Consider the following 18,766-nt stretch of genomic DNA (forward strand, 5'->3'; position numbering starts at 1 on the left):
CCATAAACAGAACCTTTTGAGTTTAGACTTCTTCCCTCTCCAGGGGAAATTGATTGGGGGCTCGTTCCGCTCCGGCTACGCCTCCGCTACACTCGCCCCCAATCAATTTTTGGCCGTTTTCTTCCCGGTACCTAACCGGTGGAAGACCGCCTAAGGCGTCATGTGGCCTGTCGTGGTTATAGTCTTTTACAAATTCATCCGTAATATCTCTTACCTCGTCCAGAGACCCGAATATATAGGCATCCAGTACATTCTCCCTGTAAGTCCTGTTAAATCGTTCTATATAGCCATTCTGCATGGGTTTGCCAGGCTGGATATACTGAAAGCTTATGTTATTTACTGTGCTCCAATGGGTCATTAATCCTGCGATTAATTCAGGGCCATTGTCCATACGGATACTTTTGGGATTTGCCGTAGCGGTTAATCAGGTGGTTTAATACCCATACAACACGGCTACTTTTTAAACTGTAGTCTACTTCTATGTATAGCACTTCACGGTTATAATCATCAATAACATTAAAACTTCTAAACTTCCTTCCATTACTCAGAGCATCACTGGTAAAGTCTATACTCCAGCCCTGTGTAAAAGCATCCGGAGCGGCTAATGCCTGCTTTTCTCTGTTAGGAAGCCGCCGTTTATATTTTCGACGAAGGGACATGCCTGTTTGCTGATAAATACGAAATAGCCGTTTATGATTCACGACTACACCCTGATTGCGGATACGGCCATAAGCCTTCCAGAATCCTTCACGAGGATGATCTTCTGCATGCTTACGAAGCAAATCTACGTAAGTGCTGTCATCCTTGATCGATCTATAGTGTAATACGCTTCGACTTAAGCCGAGAACCCGGCAAGCCTTACTCACTGATTTTGGCAGCTCCTTACGGATTTCTTCTGCCAAAGCCCTTTTATGGCAAGGCTTTACAACTTTTTTTCAATTATGTATTTTGCGACATCAAGCTCCATGGCCAGATTGGCATACATACGCTTTAAGCGGGCATTTTCCTCCTCCAGCTCTTTAACTCGCTTCATCTCACTGGCTTCCATCCCTCCGTATTTTTTTCGCCAGTTATACAGCGTCGCTTTGCTTACGCCACGCTCACGACTTATTTCCTCCGCACTTTTGCCGCCGTCAAGCTCCTTTAAAATACTCGCGATCTGAGTCGCAATAAATTGATTTTTCTTCATATTTGAACGGTTTAAAATTAAACGATTTTGTCTAATCATAACTCGTTCTATTTACGGGAGAGCTTACAGTCTGTATAGCTAAACGTGTTGCGTCGTAATTTTACTACATTTTTTTCCAAAATAAACTACAATTTACAATTACCGCTTTCGATATTTTTGTAACGGAAATAAGGATGTAGGATTAGATTAAGGATCAACAATCTAGTATCGGTGGTGGAGATAATTAACATGAATGTCATTGGGATTAACCCTCTCTCCTAAGCCGGTACTTTTTTGAATCGGTCTAAAATTTATGAGGAGGCGAAAGATCAAAAAAGCGCGACGTTGACAAAGCTTAATAGACAAATTTTTAATAAAGTTGTTACATATTTAGAACTGTGCAATCGATCTAGACTCGAGTTTCAATCCTGGGTAACACGCACATGGTTTCAAAAATTAAACATTATTAAGAAAGCATGAAAAAAGATATCAGCTCCACAACAAAAAAAGCACCTAATTATGGGCAAATTCTTGCCTGGATTATAATCTTGGCGATGACGATAATGTATCTTAAGCCTAGAATCAGATTTGTGGATACCGGGAAAATAAATGACAAAAAAATCGGTGTTAAAGTGGATCTGAAAGAGAAAACTTCATCGGCTCTTGCCACAGAAAGTTTGAATTTTTAATCGGCAGGTATTTGTAGCTAACGACCTCAATTGCAAAAGAGGGCAAAGCGCCATCAATTGTTTCTACCATTACCTTTTTTCAGTTCGTCTTTAATCATAAAAATATGATCAACAGGCTAAACAGCAGGTAGGGCTCTAATTTCGACATGAAATGTTGGAAGGGACTTCCTTAAATGAGCTTCTCTACGAAGGCAATGTGTCAGGATGCATTATAGTAACAACCTTCCGAACGCAATATCCGTTTAAACGCCTCTAGAACTTGGCGCCCGCCGCTAATTAAACGAATATTCCCGATTAAAACAAATGGGGAAACGTAGCCTTCCTGAATGATCCGTTGCAGGCAGCCCATTTTCTCACCGCTGAATGCCCATGACCGACATACCGCAACACGAATTGATTAAAAAATCCTGCCGGGCTTTCAAGACATATAACCAGACGGCGCCCATCACCGGAGGCGTAACCTACTTCAGTAATTACGCATAACTCAATAAGCGCATTTACGTTTTCAGGTAAGATATATACTTTTGCTGACATTCCTATGACCAGAGGTCAGCATGAACAAGAGATATTTGCTTTAAGGCTTAAAAATTAAATAACTTGCTGAGTAAGCGGCAGGTTCAACAGGATGCATAAAGATAGAAGAACAATTTTTGCAATTAAAATGAAGCTCATTTCAGAAATTTAAAGAAGGGCACGCCGTAGCTTTTATTTCAATTCCTAGCACTCTAATCATGACAGGAAATCAACTGTTAGGCGGCGGCATGCCCGGCATGTCTGTGTTGTATTCAAGGGTCTAATTCCGTAGTTCGCCGACCGGGACCATCCATCATTAAATTTCGCGTCCCCGTTAACGGCAACTATTTAGCGTGTTTAGATAATTCGCCTTAAAAATTGGCAGGATTGCCTGTATCGAACCATAAACGGGTGGCAATATCATCCTTAGCACCTGGCCCCATCTTCGTGACCGCATCAGCCACTCCATCTGGATTACCAATTCTTTCTGCATTAGGATAAGGCATCCGCTTGATCCATTCCGTTGCCGGTATTACACCCCAGTCGGCACTGCTGGTATTTTTGGCAACATGTGGAATTTTGGGATATCCCGTTCTTCTGAAATCTACCCAGGATTCTAAAGAGTTAGTGAAATTATTAATCCACTTCTGGGTGATAATTTTCTCCAGTTTGAGCTCCTTGCTATCTGCATCATTCCAGGCAACCGTAATCGTGGATAAAGAAGTGAAATTATTACGGGAATCGACGGGGTCTACATAGTTAAGCGGTTTACTTGTTTTGTCTGCCAGATACCCATCCACGCCACCTGCTCCCCAGTCGGCAAAGGAGAGCCGCACACCGTTTTCATAATTCTCCTTAGGGTCACCCGCACCAGCCCAGCCTCTGAGGCCAGCTTCTGCCTTTAAGAACGCCACCTCGGCTGCGGTAAAATCTCTTCTAGTGGTGGTATTACCTCCATTAGGAGGATCATTAAAATTAGCATTCGCCTTGGAGAACGCAATATGGTCCGCCTTGGTATTGATATAAGCCCCGTTGCGGATCCCTTTGTAAGGAAAGTCTGGATGATCCGCATACAGTTTTGGATCAGATACAGGTGCATAATAGGAAGCTACCCGGGGATCTTTCAGCCCCCCCATAAAGGATTCCATCACAGCGCCCATTCTGGTATCATCCCACTGGAAGCAAATTTGCGCCAAAGGCAGAATATTACCTAATAAAGAATTCAAGAAATTGTCCTTATTAGTCGTTATAAGCCCCGCTGGATCCTTCATGGCCTTTTCACCCTGTGTTTTGGCGACATCCGGGGCCACTTTTGACAAACGAATGGCTAGTCTGAGTCGAATAGAATTGACCAATTTCATCCACTGCGGTATACTGCCATTATAAATAGCATCAAATTTCTTAAAACCTTGATAGTCCATATTGGCTGCAAAGGTAGCCTGAATCGTATCTAGTTGTTTAAAAAACAGATCGTAGAGATCGGATTCTTTGTCATACAGTATTTTTGAATCACTACTGCCATAATTCGAATAAATGATCGGGCCATAGACGGCCGTTAATTTTGACATCCCCAGAATCTTGATGAACTTGGCCCAGGTCGCAAAAATGGGTAAATTATATTTTGCGGCCAGTTCAATCACCTGCTTTGCCGGAGACATCACACTCCCGTATTCCCTTCCCCAGTAATTATTCCAGGTAATGTAATAGGTCGTATTATTGGAATTACCGACAAAATCAGTCCCGGTAGCCATGTAACCCATCCAGTTATCCTGACACAGATCCTCTTCGACTTGTCCACCATTGAGGTTATATAACATGCCGGAAATAGGCCCCCCTACCAGATTATTATCCTGAGTTTGTAACTCATCGGAGATTTGGTTAGGATCCTGATTAGTGGCCTCAAAATTTTTGGTGCATGAACCAAATATTATAATGGTCAACAGTAATAATATTAATTGTTTCATTCTTATGATTTTTAGTTGTTAGAAAGTTAGCTTCACATTAAATCCAAAAGACCTAATCGAAGGCATTGAAAAAACATCATTAGATTGCATTGAATTATTTGTGCTCATAGCCTGCTCCGGGTCAAATGGTGCTTTTTTATAGAAGAACAGCAGATTACGTCCAATCAGAGAAAGAGAAGCCGACTTGAAAAAGGAATGCTCCTTATCTGTATTAAAGGTATAACCAACGACCACCTGGCCCAGCCTGACATTAGTCCTTGAAAACACATAAGGCTCCATGATCCTGTTTCTATCACCCACCCCCTGATAATAGGTATATGGATCAATAGAGGTTACCACTGTTGTACCTAAAATGGCATTAATAGGAATAGACCCCGCATCTCTCTGAGCAGCTGTTCTAGCGCTTACCCCATAAGAGTCCAGAAATGCCTCAGTTTTTGAAAAAGCGACACCTCCGAACTTCCCATCCACCAGGAAACTGGCAAAGAAATTATTAAAGGTAAATGAGTTGTTCCAACCCAATAAAAAGTCCGGGTTCACATTGCCCACCTTTGTTTCATCCTGTGCTTTGGTGGGTACGCCAGTCGTAGGATCCAATATAATCTGGCCGGCATCATTTCTGGCAAATTTATAAATCCACAAATCATTGAAAGAACCGCCAGCCATAATACGTGAATCAAACCCTTCATCCTGGCCACCTACAACATAACCAGGGTTTGAGGCAATCAATTCTACGATCTTATTCTGATTGGTAGAGCCATTAAAAGCTGTTTTCCAGCTAAAGTCTTTTCTACGCACGATATCCGCATCGACCGTAAACTCCAGACCGCTATTGACGATTTTACCGGCATTCACGTAGTAATTGACATAACCAGAGCCGGAAGGTGCCGCCAATTGCAAGAACTGATTGGTGCTGACATCTCTATAAAAAGTAAAATTAATACCGAACCGGTTGTCCACAAACCGGATATCCGCTCCATATTCATTAGCCACAATTTTTTCTGGTTTTAAAGTCGTAAAAGGCATAATAGTAGGTCGTACAATGTTGCCATTTACAACCCTGCTTTGTGGATTGACCGTATTGAAGGGCACTTCGTTGGCTGTTTGCGTTAGGGATCCCCTGACCTTTAAATAGGAGATTGCTCTGGGGAGTTTCAACATTTGACTCAAAATAGCAGACAACCCGACGGAAGGATATAAGTAGGATTGGTTGCCGGTAAGAGCCAGCGTAGAGGCCCAGTCATTACGAACAGCCACATCTAAAAATAAATAGTCGTTTAAACCCAGGGTTACATCTGTAAAAGCACCCTGTTTAATTGTCTTGCTGATGGTCTTATTAAAAGTGACATTAGAGGGCATATTGGAGAAGCTGTAAAAATTGGGATACCTGAGAGAAGTAGTCCCATTATTTACATTCATTCCATCATTAAATATGTTTTTCTGATAACTTAAACCAGCAAGTGCATTAATACTTAATGCCCCAAACGAATTGTTATAGGTTAGGATACCATCTGTATAAAGCGATTTATCGTTATAACGTGTATACGCCCATGTGCCATTTGGGCTGACGCTTACGGCATTTCCGTTGGCCGCATACCTGTTATCAATCAATACATCATTATAGTCAATATTACCTCTCACCTGCAAGCTGAGATGATCGTCGATGGCATATGCTGCCTTTATACTGGCAATGGCGCGATTAGACGTTTGGAGTTTAAAATCACTATTTAATTCCCAAAAAGGATTGTTTTGCTTTTCCTCCGTTGAATACCAGTTCATCTTAGGCATATTTCTCACACTATCAAAGATTGAATAATGCTGTTTATACATCTCAAAATCCCTATCACGGGCAAATAGGTATAAGCCTGTCAGCGGGTTATTATAATAACCTGCTCCGGGCCGGTTATGGGACTTTTCAGAAGTAAACATCACATTGGAAGTCAACACGATTTTGTCACCCAGTAATTTGGTGGACTGGTTAAATGAGAACTGGTTCTTGCTATACGTATTGGTGGGCATTACCCCTGTAGCCGATGTATTAGCGTAAGAAAAATAAGCTGTTGTTCTTTCTCCACCTCCTGAAATGGCGACTGAATTGGTAGCAGTCGTACCCGTTCTGAAAAAATCTTTGATATAGCCTTTTTGATAACTGTCCGAAGTCACATTCGCAACGGGAGACTTTCCATTGACCAGTTGATCCACAGGAGTACCACTTGCAGGTGGTGTCCAGCTGTAATCCCCTCCTACAGAACCGTATTTGTATTGAAAATCCGGTAATCCAGATACCTGATCGAAAATCGTACTGGAATTAACGTCAATGGTAATTCTGCCCGCTTTTCCTTTTTTTGTCGTAATTAGAATGACACCGTTTGCCCCAAGGCTGCCATACAGGATAGAGGCGCTGGCACCTCTTAAAATGCTGACACTCTCCACATCAGCCGGATTGATGGCTGACAGTCCGTCACCTGCGTCCGTTCCGCCGTAAGACCCGGGTTGGGCACCCTTGTTATCCACCATAGGGATCCCGTCGATCACATATAGCGCCTGACTGGTGCCGGTCAGCGATTTATTTCCCCTGAGCACAGCCTTGGTAGAGCCACCCGCACCCGAATTACTGGTCGCGATATTCACCCCTGCGACCTTGCCACTAATGGCGCTCATAATATTCGTGTTAGCCGCTTTGGTAATATCATCGCTTCCCACCGTCTGCGTTGCATAAGTCAGCTCCTTCTTTTCCCTTTTAATACCAAGGGCCGTCACCACGACTTCTTGCAAATTACCCTTGACCTCTTGTAAAGTGACCGAGATCTCGGCCTGATCAGCAGTCACAACAACCTGTTTCGAAATATGCCCCACAGAACTAACCGTCAAAGTCACTTTTCCTTCAGGGACGGTTATGGAAAAGTGTCCTACAGAATCCGTTATCGCTCCCTGGGATTTACCACTAATGGTAACTGAGGCCTGAAGAGCCCGGCCGCTGGCAGAAACAACCGTACCATTGATGACTCTGGTTTGCGCCTCAGCCAGCACTGAAACTAACATCAATGGAATTAATAATAATAGCCTATGCATTTTTTTCATAGCATTTTACATTTTAAAAGTGAAGGTTAAATATAAATCCAGTTCTATAGTTCTATATTGTTGACAAGCTGAAACCGCCCCCCCAAACTGATGCCCCACAGGCTATCTACAGGCCAAGCGGTATTCATCATTTGACCGTAAGCATTGGACGACCAAAGCACCTGAAATCAAAAGCCAAATTTCCGATCGATAGCGGCCTACCAAAACATTGAGTTCAACCCAACTCAGTTACGAGAACCACCCCTCCCGATACAGCAGCCAGGATCGAGATCGTTCCCAAAGTCCCTATTGCTGATTTTCCTGTTTTATTATCCTATATTTCCATACATCAAAACTCAGCCTCTATCACAAATAAAAAGCATCTACAATTTGTTTTGAATGCCTTAACTGATGCCTGCCCGCTGTATCTCAAGTAAATCAGCCTATGCTTATTTTGGAAAAAGAACGAAAGATTACCATATGAAACGATGGATAATAACTTACCGACACCAGAGCAGAGTTCATCGCAGCAGGCTTTCTAAGCAATACATGTAGTATCACACATCCAGCCACCTCAAGGCTTTCGTATTCTTTTCTATCCTGCTTTCAATTACCAGCGCTGAGGCGCCAATTAATTCAGCCTCATAACCATTCAGGGAAGTCATAACAACTTTGGTATCCTTGACAAGCTGGGGAATGCAGTGTTCATTGATGGCCCGTTGCAGCGCAGGAAGCCAGATTCTCTCTCCGCGCGCGCCCCTGCCACTGACTACAACACATTCCGGGTTCATTAAATGAAGTAATATCGAAACGCCTCTGCCTATATTATAGGCAATTTCCGATAGCAAATTCACGGATAGCCGGTCTCCTTTAACGGCAGCGTTCAATATAACTTCACAGTCTCTCTCGATATCTCCGGTTGGGAAAAGGGCAGTAATATAGGAACTGACATTTTCCCGTAGAAGTGCTTCTGCCTTTTCCATCATCACCAGTAAGGAGGCCTCTGTCTGCAAACAACCAATTTTACCACAGCTGCATAATTTATTATTGTTAAAAAGCGCTATATGACTGAATTCACCGGCAAAACCATTATAGCCACCAAAGATCTCACCATTGATAACCATGCCAAGGCCGATCCCCCATCCTATATTAATCACCATCGAGCTTTGATGAAATTTGGCCATGCCAAACCTATATTCTGCCAGTGCTACCAACCTTGAGTCGTTATCTATAAAGACAGGCATATGGGTTCTTTCAGATATATAGTCAACAATTGACGCCCCTCTCTCTCTTTTTAAGAATGTAAGATTAACCCCTCTTTTTAGGTCAATAAACCCAGGCATTCCAATCCCTATCCCCAGTATCTTTTCTTTGTCAATAGGAGAAACCGCAATTATGCTGTTTATGGCATCTGCCAGCCGATCCAGAGAAGAATCATCTCTGGCCAGATCAATTTCAAACTTGGCGATAGGCATTAAATGCCGATTGTAAATATCCATGATCGAAATACGGGTAATGAACTGGTCCATGGATACAGCCAGTGTGTAAACGGCATCGACTCTCAACATATATAAAACCGGAGGACGTCCTCCTCCGGATACTGCATAACCCGCTTCCATTATCACACCTAAATCTATTAACTCATGTAATATTTTTAATGTAAGCGGAATACTTTTGGCAATTAAAATACTCAATTCGGCGCATGATAATTTCCTTGTATAATAAAGCGCCTTGAGTATTGACCGCTTATATATAACTTTTGAATTCATAATAAACAATCAAATAATTAATAAACGCTACCGGATAAAGTTCCGGCTGTCAATTTGCCCCTTAAAAAGCGCCATATAAGACGGGAAATTCACCTACCTACCGGAGCACCTCCATGCTCATTATATAAAGCAAAACTTTAAGCCCTGAAAACCGGTACGGGGTATAACAACTTTATTTCTATTCGGTTGTCATACGTGTTGAATGATAAGGGTTTGGTCAACCGGTTGGTAAATTCCCTGCTATCAGGGGCTTGGATCATGGCAGAAATATCCTTTGAAGATGCATAGATCCACTAACGAACTATCTGGGTTATGTAAACAAGCAAGAAGCTAATTGTTTGTTTCACAACCAGGTTAGCAATTTTAGGGGGGGAGTAAAACCGGATAATGACGATATACGCTCAGAATAAGTATAATCTTGAGAAGTTTTAAGGGTCTGTGTTATCATTTTTCTGAGCTGTGATTCTTCCTCCCGCAACTATACCATTATTATTGTATATATCAGACGGAGATCCAGTGCTATCTACTTTTCCATATAAAAGGGATTAAGGGTTCGCTCTTCAAAAACAAAGTTTAAATTTATCATAACGTAAAGTTAATTACCAATAATTTAATCTCCAATACTTTTTTAAAACATTTAAAAAGTATGATGTTGGCACGCAATGGGATACCTCCCATCGCTTCAATTATAAGTCTTTAAAACCCTCATTTTCAATAAGCATGTTTTTGCCACAAGACAGCAGGCTGAAGGGATCACACCGTTCGTCCTGGTCGATAAAGTTGGGAAACAAAAAACTCTGTTATTGCTTCTATAAGAATTACAAATCATCGTAAAATTGCTGAATAGGCGTTGCGGGTTTAATTTAATAGCTGTTTTCAAAATTCTTTTGTGAGCAACTCATTAGCTGTCCTTTAATAATTAATAAAGGACATGCCTCGGTTTTCATTTTCACATTTCCTGAGAGCCATGATCTAAAAGGAAACCAATCGTTCACCCGCGGCATGCCCGGTTCATGTTCTGAGTTGTCTTGGGGCTAAATCAGATCATACTTACTCTTATAAATATTTTCCATACTGTTTTCAGTTGCGGAGGTCGGTTGGTTAATCCAAATAACCGGATGGATAAATAGTCTGATTAAATTTTTCATTGAGTTTTTTTTAATATATCTGCCAGCTCGTCCGTTATTTCCCGGAGAGGCAAAAATTCTTATTATAACCATAAAAGCATTACAGTAAGATGAATAGGATTTATCTGAACTTAACAACGCTACATTATATTCAGCCCCGTAATGAATAGAAAAACAAGGATTTTATCAAAACGTAAGTAACTTTCCTTCACACACATAAATCGCTCAAAAAGAAGGGCTTTTAATCTTTTTGGCTTGACAACACGAACTTTAGAGTCCCACTGAAAAATCCAATCGATCAGTTCATTATTAATGCCACAGTTTAACCTGAACTCCCATTTTCCATGCGCTTTTCTGATAACTTTTTGTGAGGCATGCCAGACTCGGTTATTAATATATTCTCCCATCTCTGGACTAAACTCCAATGTAATATTATATAGCGTAGCATCGAGGTTAGGCTCGACGCCAAACCTTTTACCCGCCTCTTCTCTAAAATACGCTACATAATGGCCCGGATCAAATACACTCTCCTGAATATCAAATCTCTTAATCTGTGTCAGATCAAGACTCAACAACTCCTTTGTTGTCTCTGTTAATGACTGTAAGAAAATTGCCCCTTTGTGGTAGAGTATCTGCATAGGCAATACATTTAAAGGAAAAGAGAGACCTCCGCTATCACCCCCGATACCGGTAGCCGTTTCCAGAATCCTGGCTTTACGGTTATTTTGTATGGCCCAGATAAAAGTGTCCAGATTTTGTTGTTCCCTTTCATCATAGATATGGCCACTAAAATTGGAAGTTCTGATAGTCCCATGAGAGGTTAGGCCGAAATGATATTCGAATTTGCTTTTGCTTTGCGCTTTATAAAGCATGTCTTCCAGCTTAGTAATAGACTGCATTCTTTTTTCAGTCAGTATATTTGGTGCCAGATTTTTTAATAGCAGAAAGCTTCTGATATCGTTTTCCCCCAGCTCACGAGCGCTGTTATCGTATTCAAACTTCCATATTTTTCTATTGGTTTCTCCATCAATCATCTGGATATGCCCGTCATTTAATCGGAGGGCGCCGATCTCTTCCAAGTATCTATAGAGCGTTCTCTCAGATATTTTAATATTCTCTTGCTTAACCCATTTTTGAATACCTTCAAAGGTTATCGGAAAGCGCTTTATTTTTTCTATCAGTCTTGCAATAATAATAGTCTTGCGTCGCATTAAAAATTAACAGTTAAGGGTGTCAATAGGTTTATTGTTACAGAAGGAACAATCGATTACTACAAAAGTTTCAGTATGAGAAAAGCATATTTATGGGTTTGGATCGCCTAGACTGTAAAATCAAGGAAGAGATGCCTCAAGCCCGCCAGGTTGCTTTTCTTGCATGGATTATATTTTTTTATAACAGTTTGATTTTTAAAGATAAAAACATTTTTTTAACAGTATATCGATAAACATCAATTATGCCAAATACATAAACGAGTTATTTACAATAACTTACATATATATTTAACGAAATCAAGCTTCCTATTTTCAAGAATTCACTGATATTTAAGAAAAATAGTACATTCGTTTTAAATGCAACCTATGGGAAATGAAATTGACGGCCAATATCTTAAGGATCGCTTGACCGATATCCTTCCAAATGAGATGATATGGCTAGACGAATCAGGAAGGGTTATTTATGCGAATGAAACAATATGCAAACATTTAGGCTATTCTACGGTAGAGATCACCGGTTTAAGTATATATAATATCTGCTCTCAATTTACTGAAGCAACCTGGGATCACCTTGTAAAAAGGCTAAAAAAGGGAAAGTCATATATTAACAAAAATATATGCATAACCCGGTCCGGTAAGCATTATCAAACCAACGCATTCTTTCAGTTAATTTCCCATCAAGGGAATCCGGTGATCAGTATAATCGGTGATACAAGTTGCGAGGCGGATTTTTATAAAAAATTAATGGAAAATACAGCGATCATGGCGCACGTGGGCGGATGGGAGCTCAACACAGCAAATAATGTCCTGACCACTACAGAAGAGATGTTCCATATTTTCAAAACAGATGATCTGCAAAGCCTCTCTCCAGAGAATATACATCAATATTTTAAGCAAAGCGACTTGGTGAAAGAACGGTTCAGCAGGCTCCGTCATGAGGCCACTTCATTCGATGATATTTGGGAAACTACAGAAACTCCACAACGTTATATCCGTGCCATCGGCAAACCCATTTTACAAGGACACAACGTTTATAAGATCTTAGGCATCTATCAGGATGTTTCTGAACAACAGTATCGGGAAAATTCACTTCGCTTCCATAAAGAGATCCTGGATAGCACCAAAGACTTCATCTATGTCTTTGACAGCGCAGGTAATCTTTCGTATTATAATGGTGCCGTAGTAAAGAAAAATGGTTATTCGAAGGAGCAATTGGATAATTTCAACATCGTTGATATAGACCCCGCAGTTACGCCTCAGTGGTGGAGAAATCATATAGGCGAAATCAAAGAAAAAGGTGTAGTGGATTTTGAATGGCAATTGCAGGGAGCAGATGGGAACAAAGTACCTGCACAAATTAAGGCCAGTCATCTTGTATATAATGGGAAGGATTATAATTGTTCTGTCATCAGGGATATTACTGAGCGGAAAATGTATGAAAAGAAACTACTGGAGGCACTCGACGAAATAAAGTCGCTTAAAGAGCAACTGGAATACGAAAATATATACCTGCGTGAAGAAATAGATAAGACCGTAAATTTTGGCAATATCATCTCAACGAGTGAATCCTATAAGAAGGTGCTTCAGCAAGTTCGCCAGGTAGCCGCCACCGATACCACGGTTTTAATTACCGGAGAATCCGGTACCGGAAAGGAATTGCTGGCCAATGCCATACATCACAACAGCAACCGCTCCGAACGGCCATTAATTAAAGTGAACTGTGCTACGTTGCCAAAAGAGCTAATTGAAAGTGAGTTGTTTGGACACAAAAAGGGTGCCTTTACCGGTGCCATTGGCCATAAAGTGGGGAAGTTCACCCTGGCAGATGGAGGCACGATTTTTCTTGATGAAATCGGAGAAATGCCTTTATCACTCCAATCCAAGCTCTTACGTGTTCTTCAAGAGGGAGAATTTGATGAGCTCGGTGGTATTCGCACCACCCGTGTCAATGTCAGGGTTATTGCCGCCAGTAACCGGAACCTAGAAAAAATGGTCAGAGAAAACACCTTTAGAAGTGATCTCTATTACCGATTAAATGTATTTCCTATACATAGTATTCCTTTACGGGCCAGAAAAGAGGACATCCCATTATTAGCGCAACACTTTCTCGAAAAATATGCCGCCAGGGCTGGCAAGTATTTTAAAGGATTATCATCAAAGGCAATAGACAAACTACTCTCCTACAATTTCCCGGGAAATATCCGGGAATTGGAAAATTTGATAGAGCGCGCCGTCATCATTGAAGAGGGTGCCATCTTAAAACCCGGGTCCTGGATGCCCGAAACCAGCGATTTAGGCATAACTGATGATTTTAAATCTTTTGAGCAACTGCAAAAGGATTATATTGTTAAAGTACTGACTTATACTCATTGGCGGGTCTGTGGCAAAGATGGGGCTGCCAGTATACTTGAAATGAATCCGAAGACGCTGTTCTCTAAAATGAAACGCTTGGGCATAGAAAGAAAAATTAGTTTGTTGTAAGGAATAAAATCCCGGAGAGCCTCAGCATAGCCCGAGGGCCGAGACTAAAATCAACAAAGAACACCGCCATTGTCAAATCAGTATTATTGTATCAAAGACAGCCCGGTGACTTTCCTTAATTCTGCCCCTCCTTCTGAAATCTTCAACCCCTTGCCAAAAAAAAATCACTGCGAAGCGCATTGAATCAATAAAAAATGTGGGGGATTGCTTCTGTCATTTTTTCAATAAAAAATGACAGTTATTTATGAAAAAAAGACAGTTTTTGGGTTCCGGTCTACAATTTGTTTAGATAAAATTATGGTATCGGCCGATGCCGTTGGCTATTTCATTATTGTTTAACCATTTAAAAGGAGGTAATTATGTCTCTAATCAAAAGGAATAACAATGTTGATTTCCCCTCAATTCCTGGTATTTTCGATGACTTTTTCAGCCGGGATCTTTTCAACTGGGGAACAAATAATTTTTCATCCACGCGTACTACCATCCCATCTGTGAATGTCAAGGAAACCGCAGACAATTTTGAAGTAGAATTGGCTGCGCCTGGGATGAATAAGAGTGATTTTGAGATTACACTCAACGGAAACACCCTAACGATTGCATCTTCAAAACAACACCAGGATGAACAAAAGAACAGTGACTATACCAGGCGAGAGTTCAGCTATCAATCATTCCAAAGGAGTTTTCAGTTGCCTAAAGATGTGGTAGACGAAGACAAGATCCTGGCCCGCTATGAGAACGGGTTATTACTGTTAACTGTTCCAAAACGGGAAGAGGCTAAACAGAAAGGCCCTCGTACAATAGCGATAAGCTAAATAATTGATGCTAAAAAGGCTGATTACCGTGTTTACAGTCACTAAAGAAAATCTACCGGCCCTGCCGGTAGATTTTCTTTAGTGACCTATCAGGTGCTTTGTTTCTTGTTTTTTTAATTGATTGATGTCAGGTATTGCTATGAATAAGATTTTATTATCCATTACAACAATGTGTGTAGTGGTTTTACTACTCATATTTCTTTTAAAGAGACTTCGTCAGCCATATATGGTCGCCTATATTTTGGCGGGAGTACTGATTGGGCCATACGTCGGCCGCGTGTTTGTCAATGTAGCCGATACGGCATCCCTTGGCGAAATAGGTATTTTATTTCTGATGTTCTTTCTGGGAATGGAGCTAAATATTCCCAGCCACCAGACCATTCTATTGAAACCAATTATTTCTCAGGGAATAAAAATCCTGCTTAGCATCGCTTTTGCAACTCTTCTGGGCTTTGTTTTCGACTGGAAACTCTATAACATCTTCCTTCTGGCTATCCTGTTCAGCTTTAACAGTACAGCTGTCATTAGCGAATACCTTCAAAGCAACGGAGACTTACGAACTCCCTTCGGAAAAATGATATTCAATATTTTACTTATTCAGGACGTTCTTCTGGCACCGGTACTAACTGTTTTTCAATGTTTAAGTGCGGAAAAGCTTGCTTTAGGTCGGTTGCTTGGGGCAATCCTGATCAGCATATCGATATTTTTATTCCTAGGAGCGATTCGACACCGTCAGCTACCACACCCTAAGCTATTGTATGTTTTGAAAGACGACCATGAATTACAGGTATTTGCCGGAGGAGTGATCTGCCTCGGTTTTGGCCTCCTTGCCGAAATGGCTGGTTTGAGTGGTGCGATGGGTAGTTTCATTGCGGGCATGATGGTTGGCAAAACCCCTGCTTTTGGATGGCTGGAACAGGTACTGAAACCATTTCGTGTATTTTTCGTTTCGTTTTTCTTTATGTCCATTGGACTACAACTGGACCTTCCCTTTATAGCGGCAAATCTAGGGCTTATCATGGCTGGAACATTCTTTATTTTGTTTAGCAATAGTTTCCTCTCAACATTTGTCTTCCGGCTGCTCCGGTATAATTGGAAGCGAAGCTTATATGGAGGAGCCTTGCTTTGTCAAACGGGAGAGTTCGGCATCCTGGCATTTTCGTTAGCGCATTCATTGCAAATTATAGATAACGAATTCTTTAAAACCGGTATATCTGTCACGGCATTATCTCTGCTATTTTCTACAGTATGGATTGGGTTATTACGCAAAATAACGAATACAGTTGGTGAAAGTAACTGCCAAAACTTGCTTTTTATGAAGTAACGCCGCACATTTAATAAACATCTGCCTTTGTGCGATTATTCTGGGAAGAAACTTATGCAACAAGCACTTGACCGGAAGAAAGCCTGTTTTATCTGACAGTAAGGTGAGTAAAAAATGGAAAACATAATGCCGGGAATATTAGGTAGGGTTCAACTCAACGATGTCAGTCAGAGGCTTAGTCCGCATCAATCAAAAAAAAAGATTTTTACATTTTTTTAAAATTTATTTTGGCGGTTAGCCGCCTGAAATTTTAAGAGCTTCATTAATTTTGTCTCGATTCTAACATCTTTCAAGTCCGGGATAATTACTAGTAATCGGTAATTATCCCGGCCCTATTTTAGGGATACTTATCACAGGCCAAAGTCAAAAACCAGACTCGTCCGAAAACATCACCATGACATATAATCCGATATCAAGTAAAGGCTGCTCCCCTTTAAGATCTTTCCTCCCATTAGAGATAAATTTTTGTGGGCAACCATACTTGTCAGGTGACTAAAGAACTGTATCTTCTTACGACTTTTGATGAAGTGAAATCCGCAAAGATCATTACTGGCAATCATTAGAAAGATCAATGGACGATTACTCAATCGAATCTTTCAGAGTCAAAAGCACATTCTGCCACAACGAATCTACATTTTTTACATTATTTTTTTCAAAAGCAGCATTATTGTCACGCAAGTTTTTTTGAAGCATGTCATAATAAGGTGCAGGAATTCCTTGTTCGACCAATTGGTCACGGCTGAGCGTAAAAACCATGTGATTGTTTCGAATTTCAATGTGTTTGGCTGCTAAAATAAGGAAGCGTCTAAGGAATTGTTTTTGTTCTGGCGTCCTTAAGCTGTCCGGGATTAAATTTATGTAATTATAATTGGGGTCAACATGTAACGTGTCCTTTACTATGGACTGATCCGTTTTATTTTGGTTTGGTCTGGTACTTGGCGCATGGCAGCCCAATAGAAAACAAAATAACAAAACTAAGGATTTGATTTCGTTTGTCATCTGACGGCATTTTAATATTAAGTAGGCTTTAAACGATACCTCTAATTAGGAGATTATATTCATTTCTGAGATTATCGAAAAGTTAAATTGAAATCCACGGCTGAAATTTACATAGCTCACCTTGTAAACTTTCTATTTGAGATTTCGTAAAATTAAGCAATTTCCGGAATTAACGCCACTTGTGCGGCAGATAACCGCGGATTTATTAACTGGAAGGACCAGCTTGAGGAGCGTCTATTCTGGGGATACTCCCAATTGTAGACAAATTGATCACAGCACTTTATATGTTATAATCCCATGTGCAAAATTGGATATTTCCGGCCTTGCCCGTCTAATTCTGATCTTTTCAGTGTTTTAAACCCAAAATGTTGATAAAACCCGACCGCCTGCAAATTTTGTTCATTGACATCCACTTTTGTTACCTTTAAATGATCTATGCCATACCTGATCAGGGTTCTTCCAATCCCTTTACCCCGAAAATCATTATGGATGAACAACATTTCAAGATTATTTTCCGAAACGCCCAAGAAGCCAATTAAGATTTCATTTTCCTCAAATCCCCATAACGAAACGTGTTCAAAATAGTTCGGAATTTGCTCTTTGTAATAATTAAAATCCTCCTGGCGCAGAAAATCGTGTGTGTGCAAGACCGCGCTCTCCCATATTCCTACCAAATATGCATAATCTCTTTTGTTAATTTCCCTAATCATATAAACAGATTAATTGAAGCAAAAATATGATTTCTACCTAAATGAGACAGCCTGCACCATGGATGTTTTCTTGGGAAGGATACGGAGTTAAATCGCGGCGCCGAAATATCATTTTACGGAGAACCTACATAGGTCGATCTTCTTACTAAAAAATTCCATTAAATGGATACCGATATGATAGCTGAAGTTATAAAAATATTAAGCAAGATGAAAGATATAAGCTGGAGTTGAAAAAATCATTGTCAAGCAAGGCGAGTGAGCTCGCAGGGAAACTTTGCGTGTCTGCAAATGCCGCTGAAGTGATGTTGCCAGCTGGTATAGAGGACAATACGGTGCCTTCACGGAATAAATTGGACAACTGTGCACATATTCGTTATTTCCATACCGTTTTTTGTGTTATTTTATTCATTCCGTTAATTTTTCTTCTTTAATTCACCATTTTTGAAAATCCAGGGCCACCGAGGTTATAATAACGCGATCCATTTTACGGATGGGAATAAGCTTTATGGAAATAACGCAAAAGTCAGATTTAGATCAGGCTTTTTTTGCCGCACCAACTTCAAATTAAACAGCTATCGCCCGCTGGTTTGGTACAATCTTCATCGACGGTCGAAAACATCTTATAAGCGCCGGGGGTATCTGCAATGTTGTACAAACTCATCGACCGGAGGGGCAACAATAATGCAATGTTCCATTGGACGCTTTTCCATAAAAATAGCAAAATATACCAACAGGTCTAAATCAACAGACGATAAAGTCCAAATTACCATGGGCAGGATTAGCTGTTTCCCGCTAATTTTGTAAATGACATTCGCGTTGACCGTGTATGAAGTGCAGGCAGTTATTAAATACGGCTTCGTACGACACGTGAGTTGTTAAATCCCTGCCTCGTTTTTTCGCAGGTTCTTGCTGATTGTAAAAACTCCGGTCGACAGCCAG

13 protein-coding genes are annotated in these 18,766 nt (G+C 40.7%); 4 read left to right on the top strand and 9 right to left on the bottom strand.

Going from position 1 to position 18,766, the window contains the following annotated elements; all coding sequences use genetic code 11:
- Positions 1 to 22: 22 nt before the first annotated feature.
- The 3 genes from K9M52_RS19235 to K9M52_RS19245 are packed head-to-tail and all read right to left on the bottom strand — an operon-like array spanning position 23 to position 1,189.
- Positions 23 to 391 carry an integrase core domain-containing protein gene (locus K9M52_RS19235; protein WP_394369826.1) on the bottom strand — a complete coding sequence of 123 codons (369 nt, stop codon included), beginning with the start codon at positions 389 to 391 and terminating at the stop codon, positions 23 to 25.
- Entirely contained in the window at positions 375 to 902 is a 528-nt protein-coding gene (locus K9M52_RS19240) for a hypothetical protein (protein WP_394369827.1), read from the bottom strand. The genes K9M52_RS19235 and K9M52_RS19240 overlap by 17 nt, the downstream gene beginning before the upstream one ends.
- A gap of 20 nt (positions 903 to 922) precedes the next feature.
- A complete protein-coding gene (locus K9M52_RS19245) occupies positions 923 to 1,189 on the bottom strand; it encodes a transposase (protein ID WP_394369828.1) in 267 nt (88 codons plus the stop codon).
- Positions 1,190 to 1,644: 455 nt separating this feature from the next.
- Between K9M52_RS19245 and K9M52_RS18840 the strand changes: the two genes are divergently transcribed.
- Positions 1,645 to 1,857 carry a hypothetical protein gene (locus K9M52_RS18840; RefSeq protein WP_224069990.1) on the top strand — a complete coding sequence of 71 codons (213 nt, stop codon included), beginning with the start codon at positions 1,645 to 1,647 and terminating at the stop codon, positions 1,855 to 1,857.
- Between the two features lie 884 nt (positions 1,858 to 2,741).
- Here the strand turns inward: K9M52_RS18840 and K9M52_RS18845 are convergent.
- The 4 genes from K9M52_RS18845 to K9M52_RS18860 form a co-directional block, all read right to left on the bottom strand.
- Positions 2,742 to 4,334 (bottom strand): SusD/RagB family nutrient-binding outer membrane lipoprotein, encoded by a 1,593-nt coding sequence (locus K9M52_RS18845; RefSeq protein ID WP_224069991.1) that lies wholly within the window; start codon positions 4,332 to 4,334, stop codon positions 2,742 to 2,744.
- 18 nt (positions 4,335 to 4,352) lie between these two features.
- On the bottom strand, positions 4,353 to 7,415 hold the full coding sequence (locus K9M52_RS18850) for a SusC/RagA family TonB-linked outer membrane protein (RefSeq protein WP_224069992.1): 3,063 nt from the start codon (positions 7,413 to 7,415) through the stop codon (positions 4,353 to 4,355).
- Positions 7,416 to 7,951: 536 nt separating this feature from the next.
- A complete protein-coding gene (locus K9M52_RS18855) occupies positions 7,952 to 9,088 on the bottom strand; it encodes an ROK family protein (RefSeq protein ID WP_224069993.1) in 1,137 nt (378 codons plus the stop codon).
- A 1,342-nt stretch (positions 9,089 to 10,430) separates the two neighbouring features.
- Complete coding sequence (locus K9M52_RS18860; protein ID WP_224069994.1) at positions 10,431 to 11,501, bottom strand: helix-turn-helix transcriptional regulator; 1,071 nt, start codon at positions 11,499 to 11,501, stop codon at positions 10,431 to 10,433.
- A 366-nt stretch (positions 11,502 to 11,867) separates the two neighbouring features.
- On the opposite strand from K9M52_RS18860, the gene K9M52_RS18865 reads away from it, so the two are divergent.
- The 3 genes from K9M52_RS18865 to K9M52_RS18875 all read left to right on the top strand — a co-directional run bounded on the left by K9M52_RS18865 (position 11,868) and on the right by K9M52_RS18875 (position 16,118).
- On the top strand, positions 11,868 to 13,982 hold the full coding sequence (locus K9M52_RS18865; protein WP_224069995.1) for a sigma 54-interacting transcriptional regulator: 2,115 nt from the start codon (positions 11,868 to 11,870) through the stop codon (positions 13,980 to 13,982).
- Between the two features lie 359 nt (positions 13,983 to 14,341).
- Entirely contained in the window at positions 14,342 to 14,794 is a 453-nt protein-coding gene (locus K9M52_RS18870; protein ID WP_224069996.1) for an Hsp20/alpha crystallin family protein, read from the top strand.
- Positions 14,795 to 14,918: 124 nt separating this feature from the next.
- The gene (locus K9M52_RS18875; protein ID WP_224069997.1) at positions 14,919 to 16,118 is read left to right on the top strand and encodes a cation:proton antiporter; all 1,200 of its coding nucleotides are present in this window, start codon (positions 14,919 to 14,921) and stop codon (positions 16,116 to 16,118) included.
- A 579-nt stretch (positions 16,119 to 16,697) separates the two neighbouring features.
- Here K9M52_RS18875 and K9M52_RS18880 read toward each other — a convergent pair.
- Together K9M52_RS18880 and K9M52_RS18885 are read right to left on the bottom strand one after the other, a co-directional pair.
- Positions 16,698 to 17,117: a hypothetical protein gene (locus K9M52_RS18880; RefSeq protein WP_224069998.1), complete on the bottom strand. Its 420-nt coding sequence runs from the start codon at positions 17,115 to 17,117 to the stop codon at positions 16,698 to 16,700.
- A 287-nt stretch (positions 17,118 to 17,404) separates the two neighbouring features.
- Positions 17,405 to 17,827, bottom strand: coding sequence for a GNAT family N-acetyltransferase (locus tag K9M52_RS18885; RefSeq protein ID WP_224069999.1), 423 nt, complete (start codon positions 17,825 to 17,827; stop codon positions 17,405 to 17,407).
- Positions 17,828 to 18,766: the final 939 nt, after the last annotated feature.

The organism is Arachidicoccus terrestris (assembly GCF_020042345.1).
Classification (GTDB): domain Bacteria; phylum Bacteroidota; class Bacteroidia; order Chitinophagales; family Chitinophagaceae; genus Arachidicoccus; species Arachidicoccus terrestris.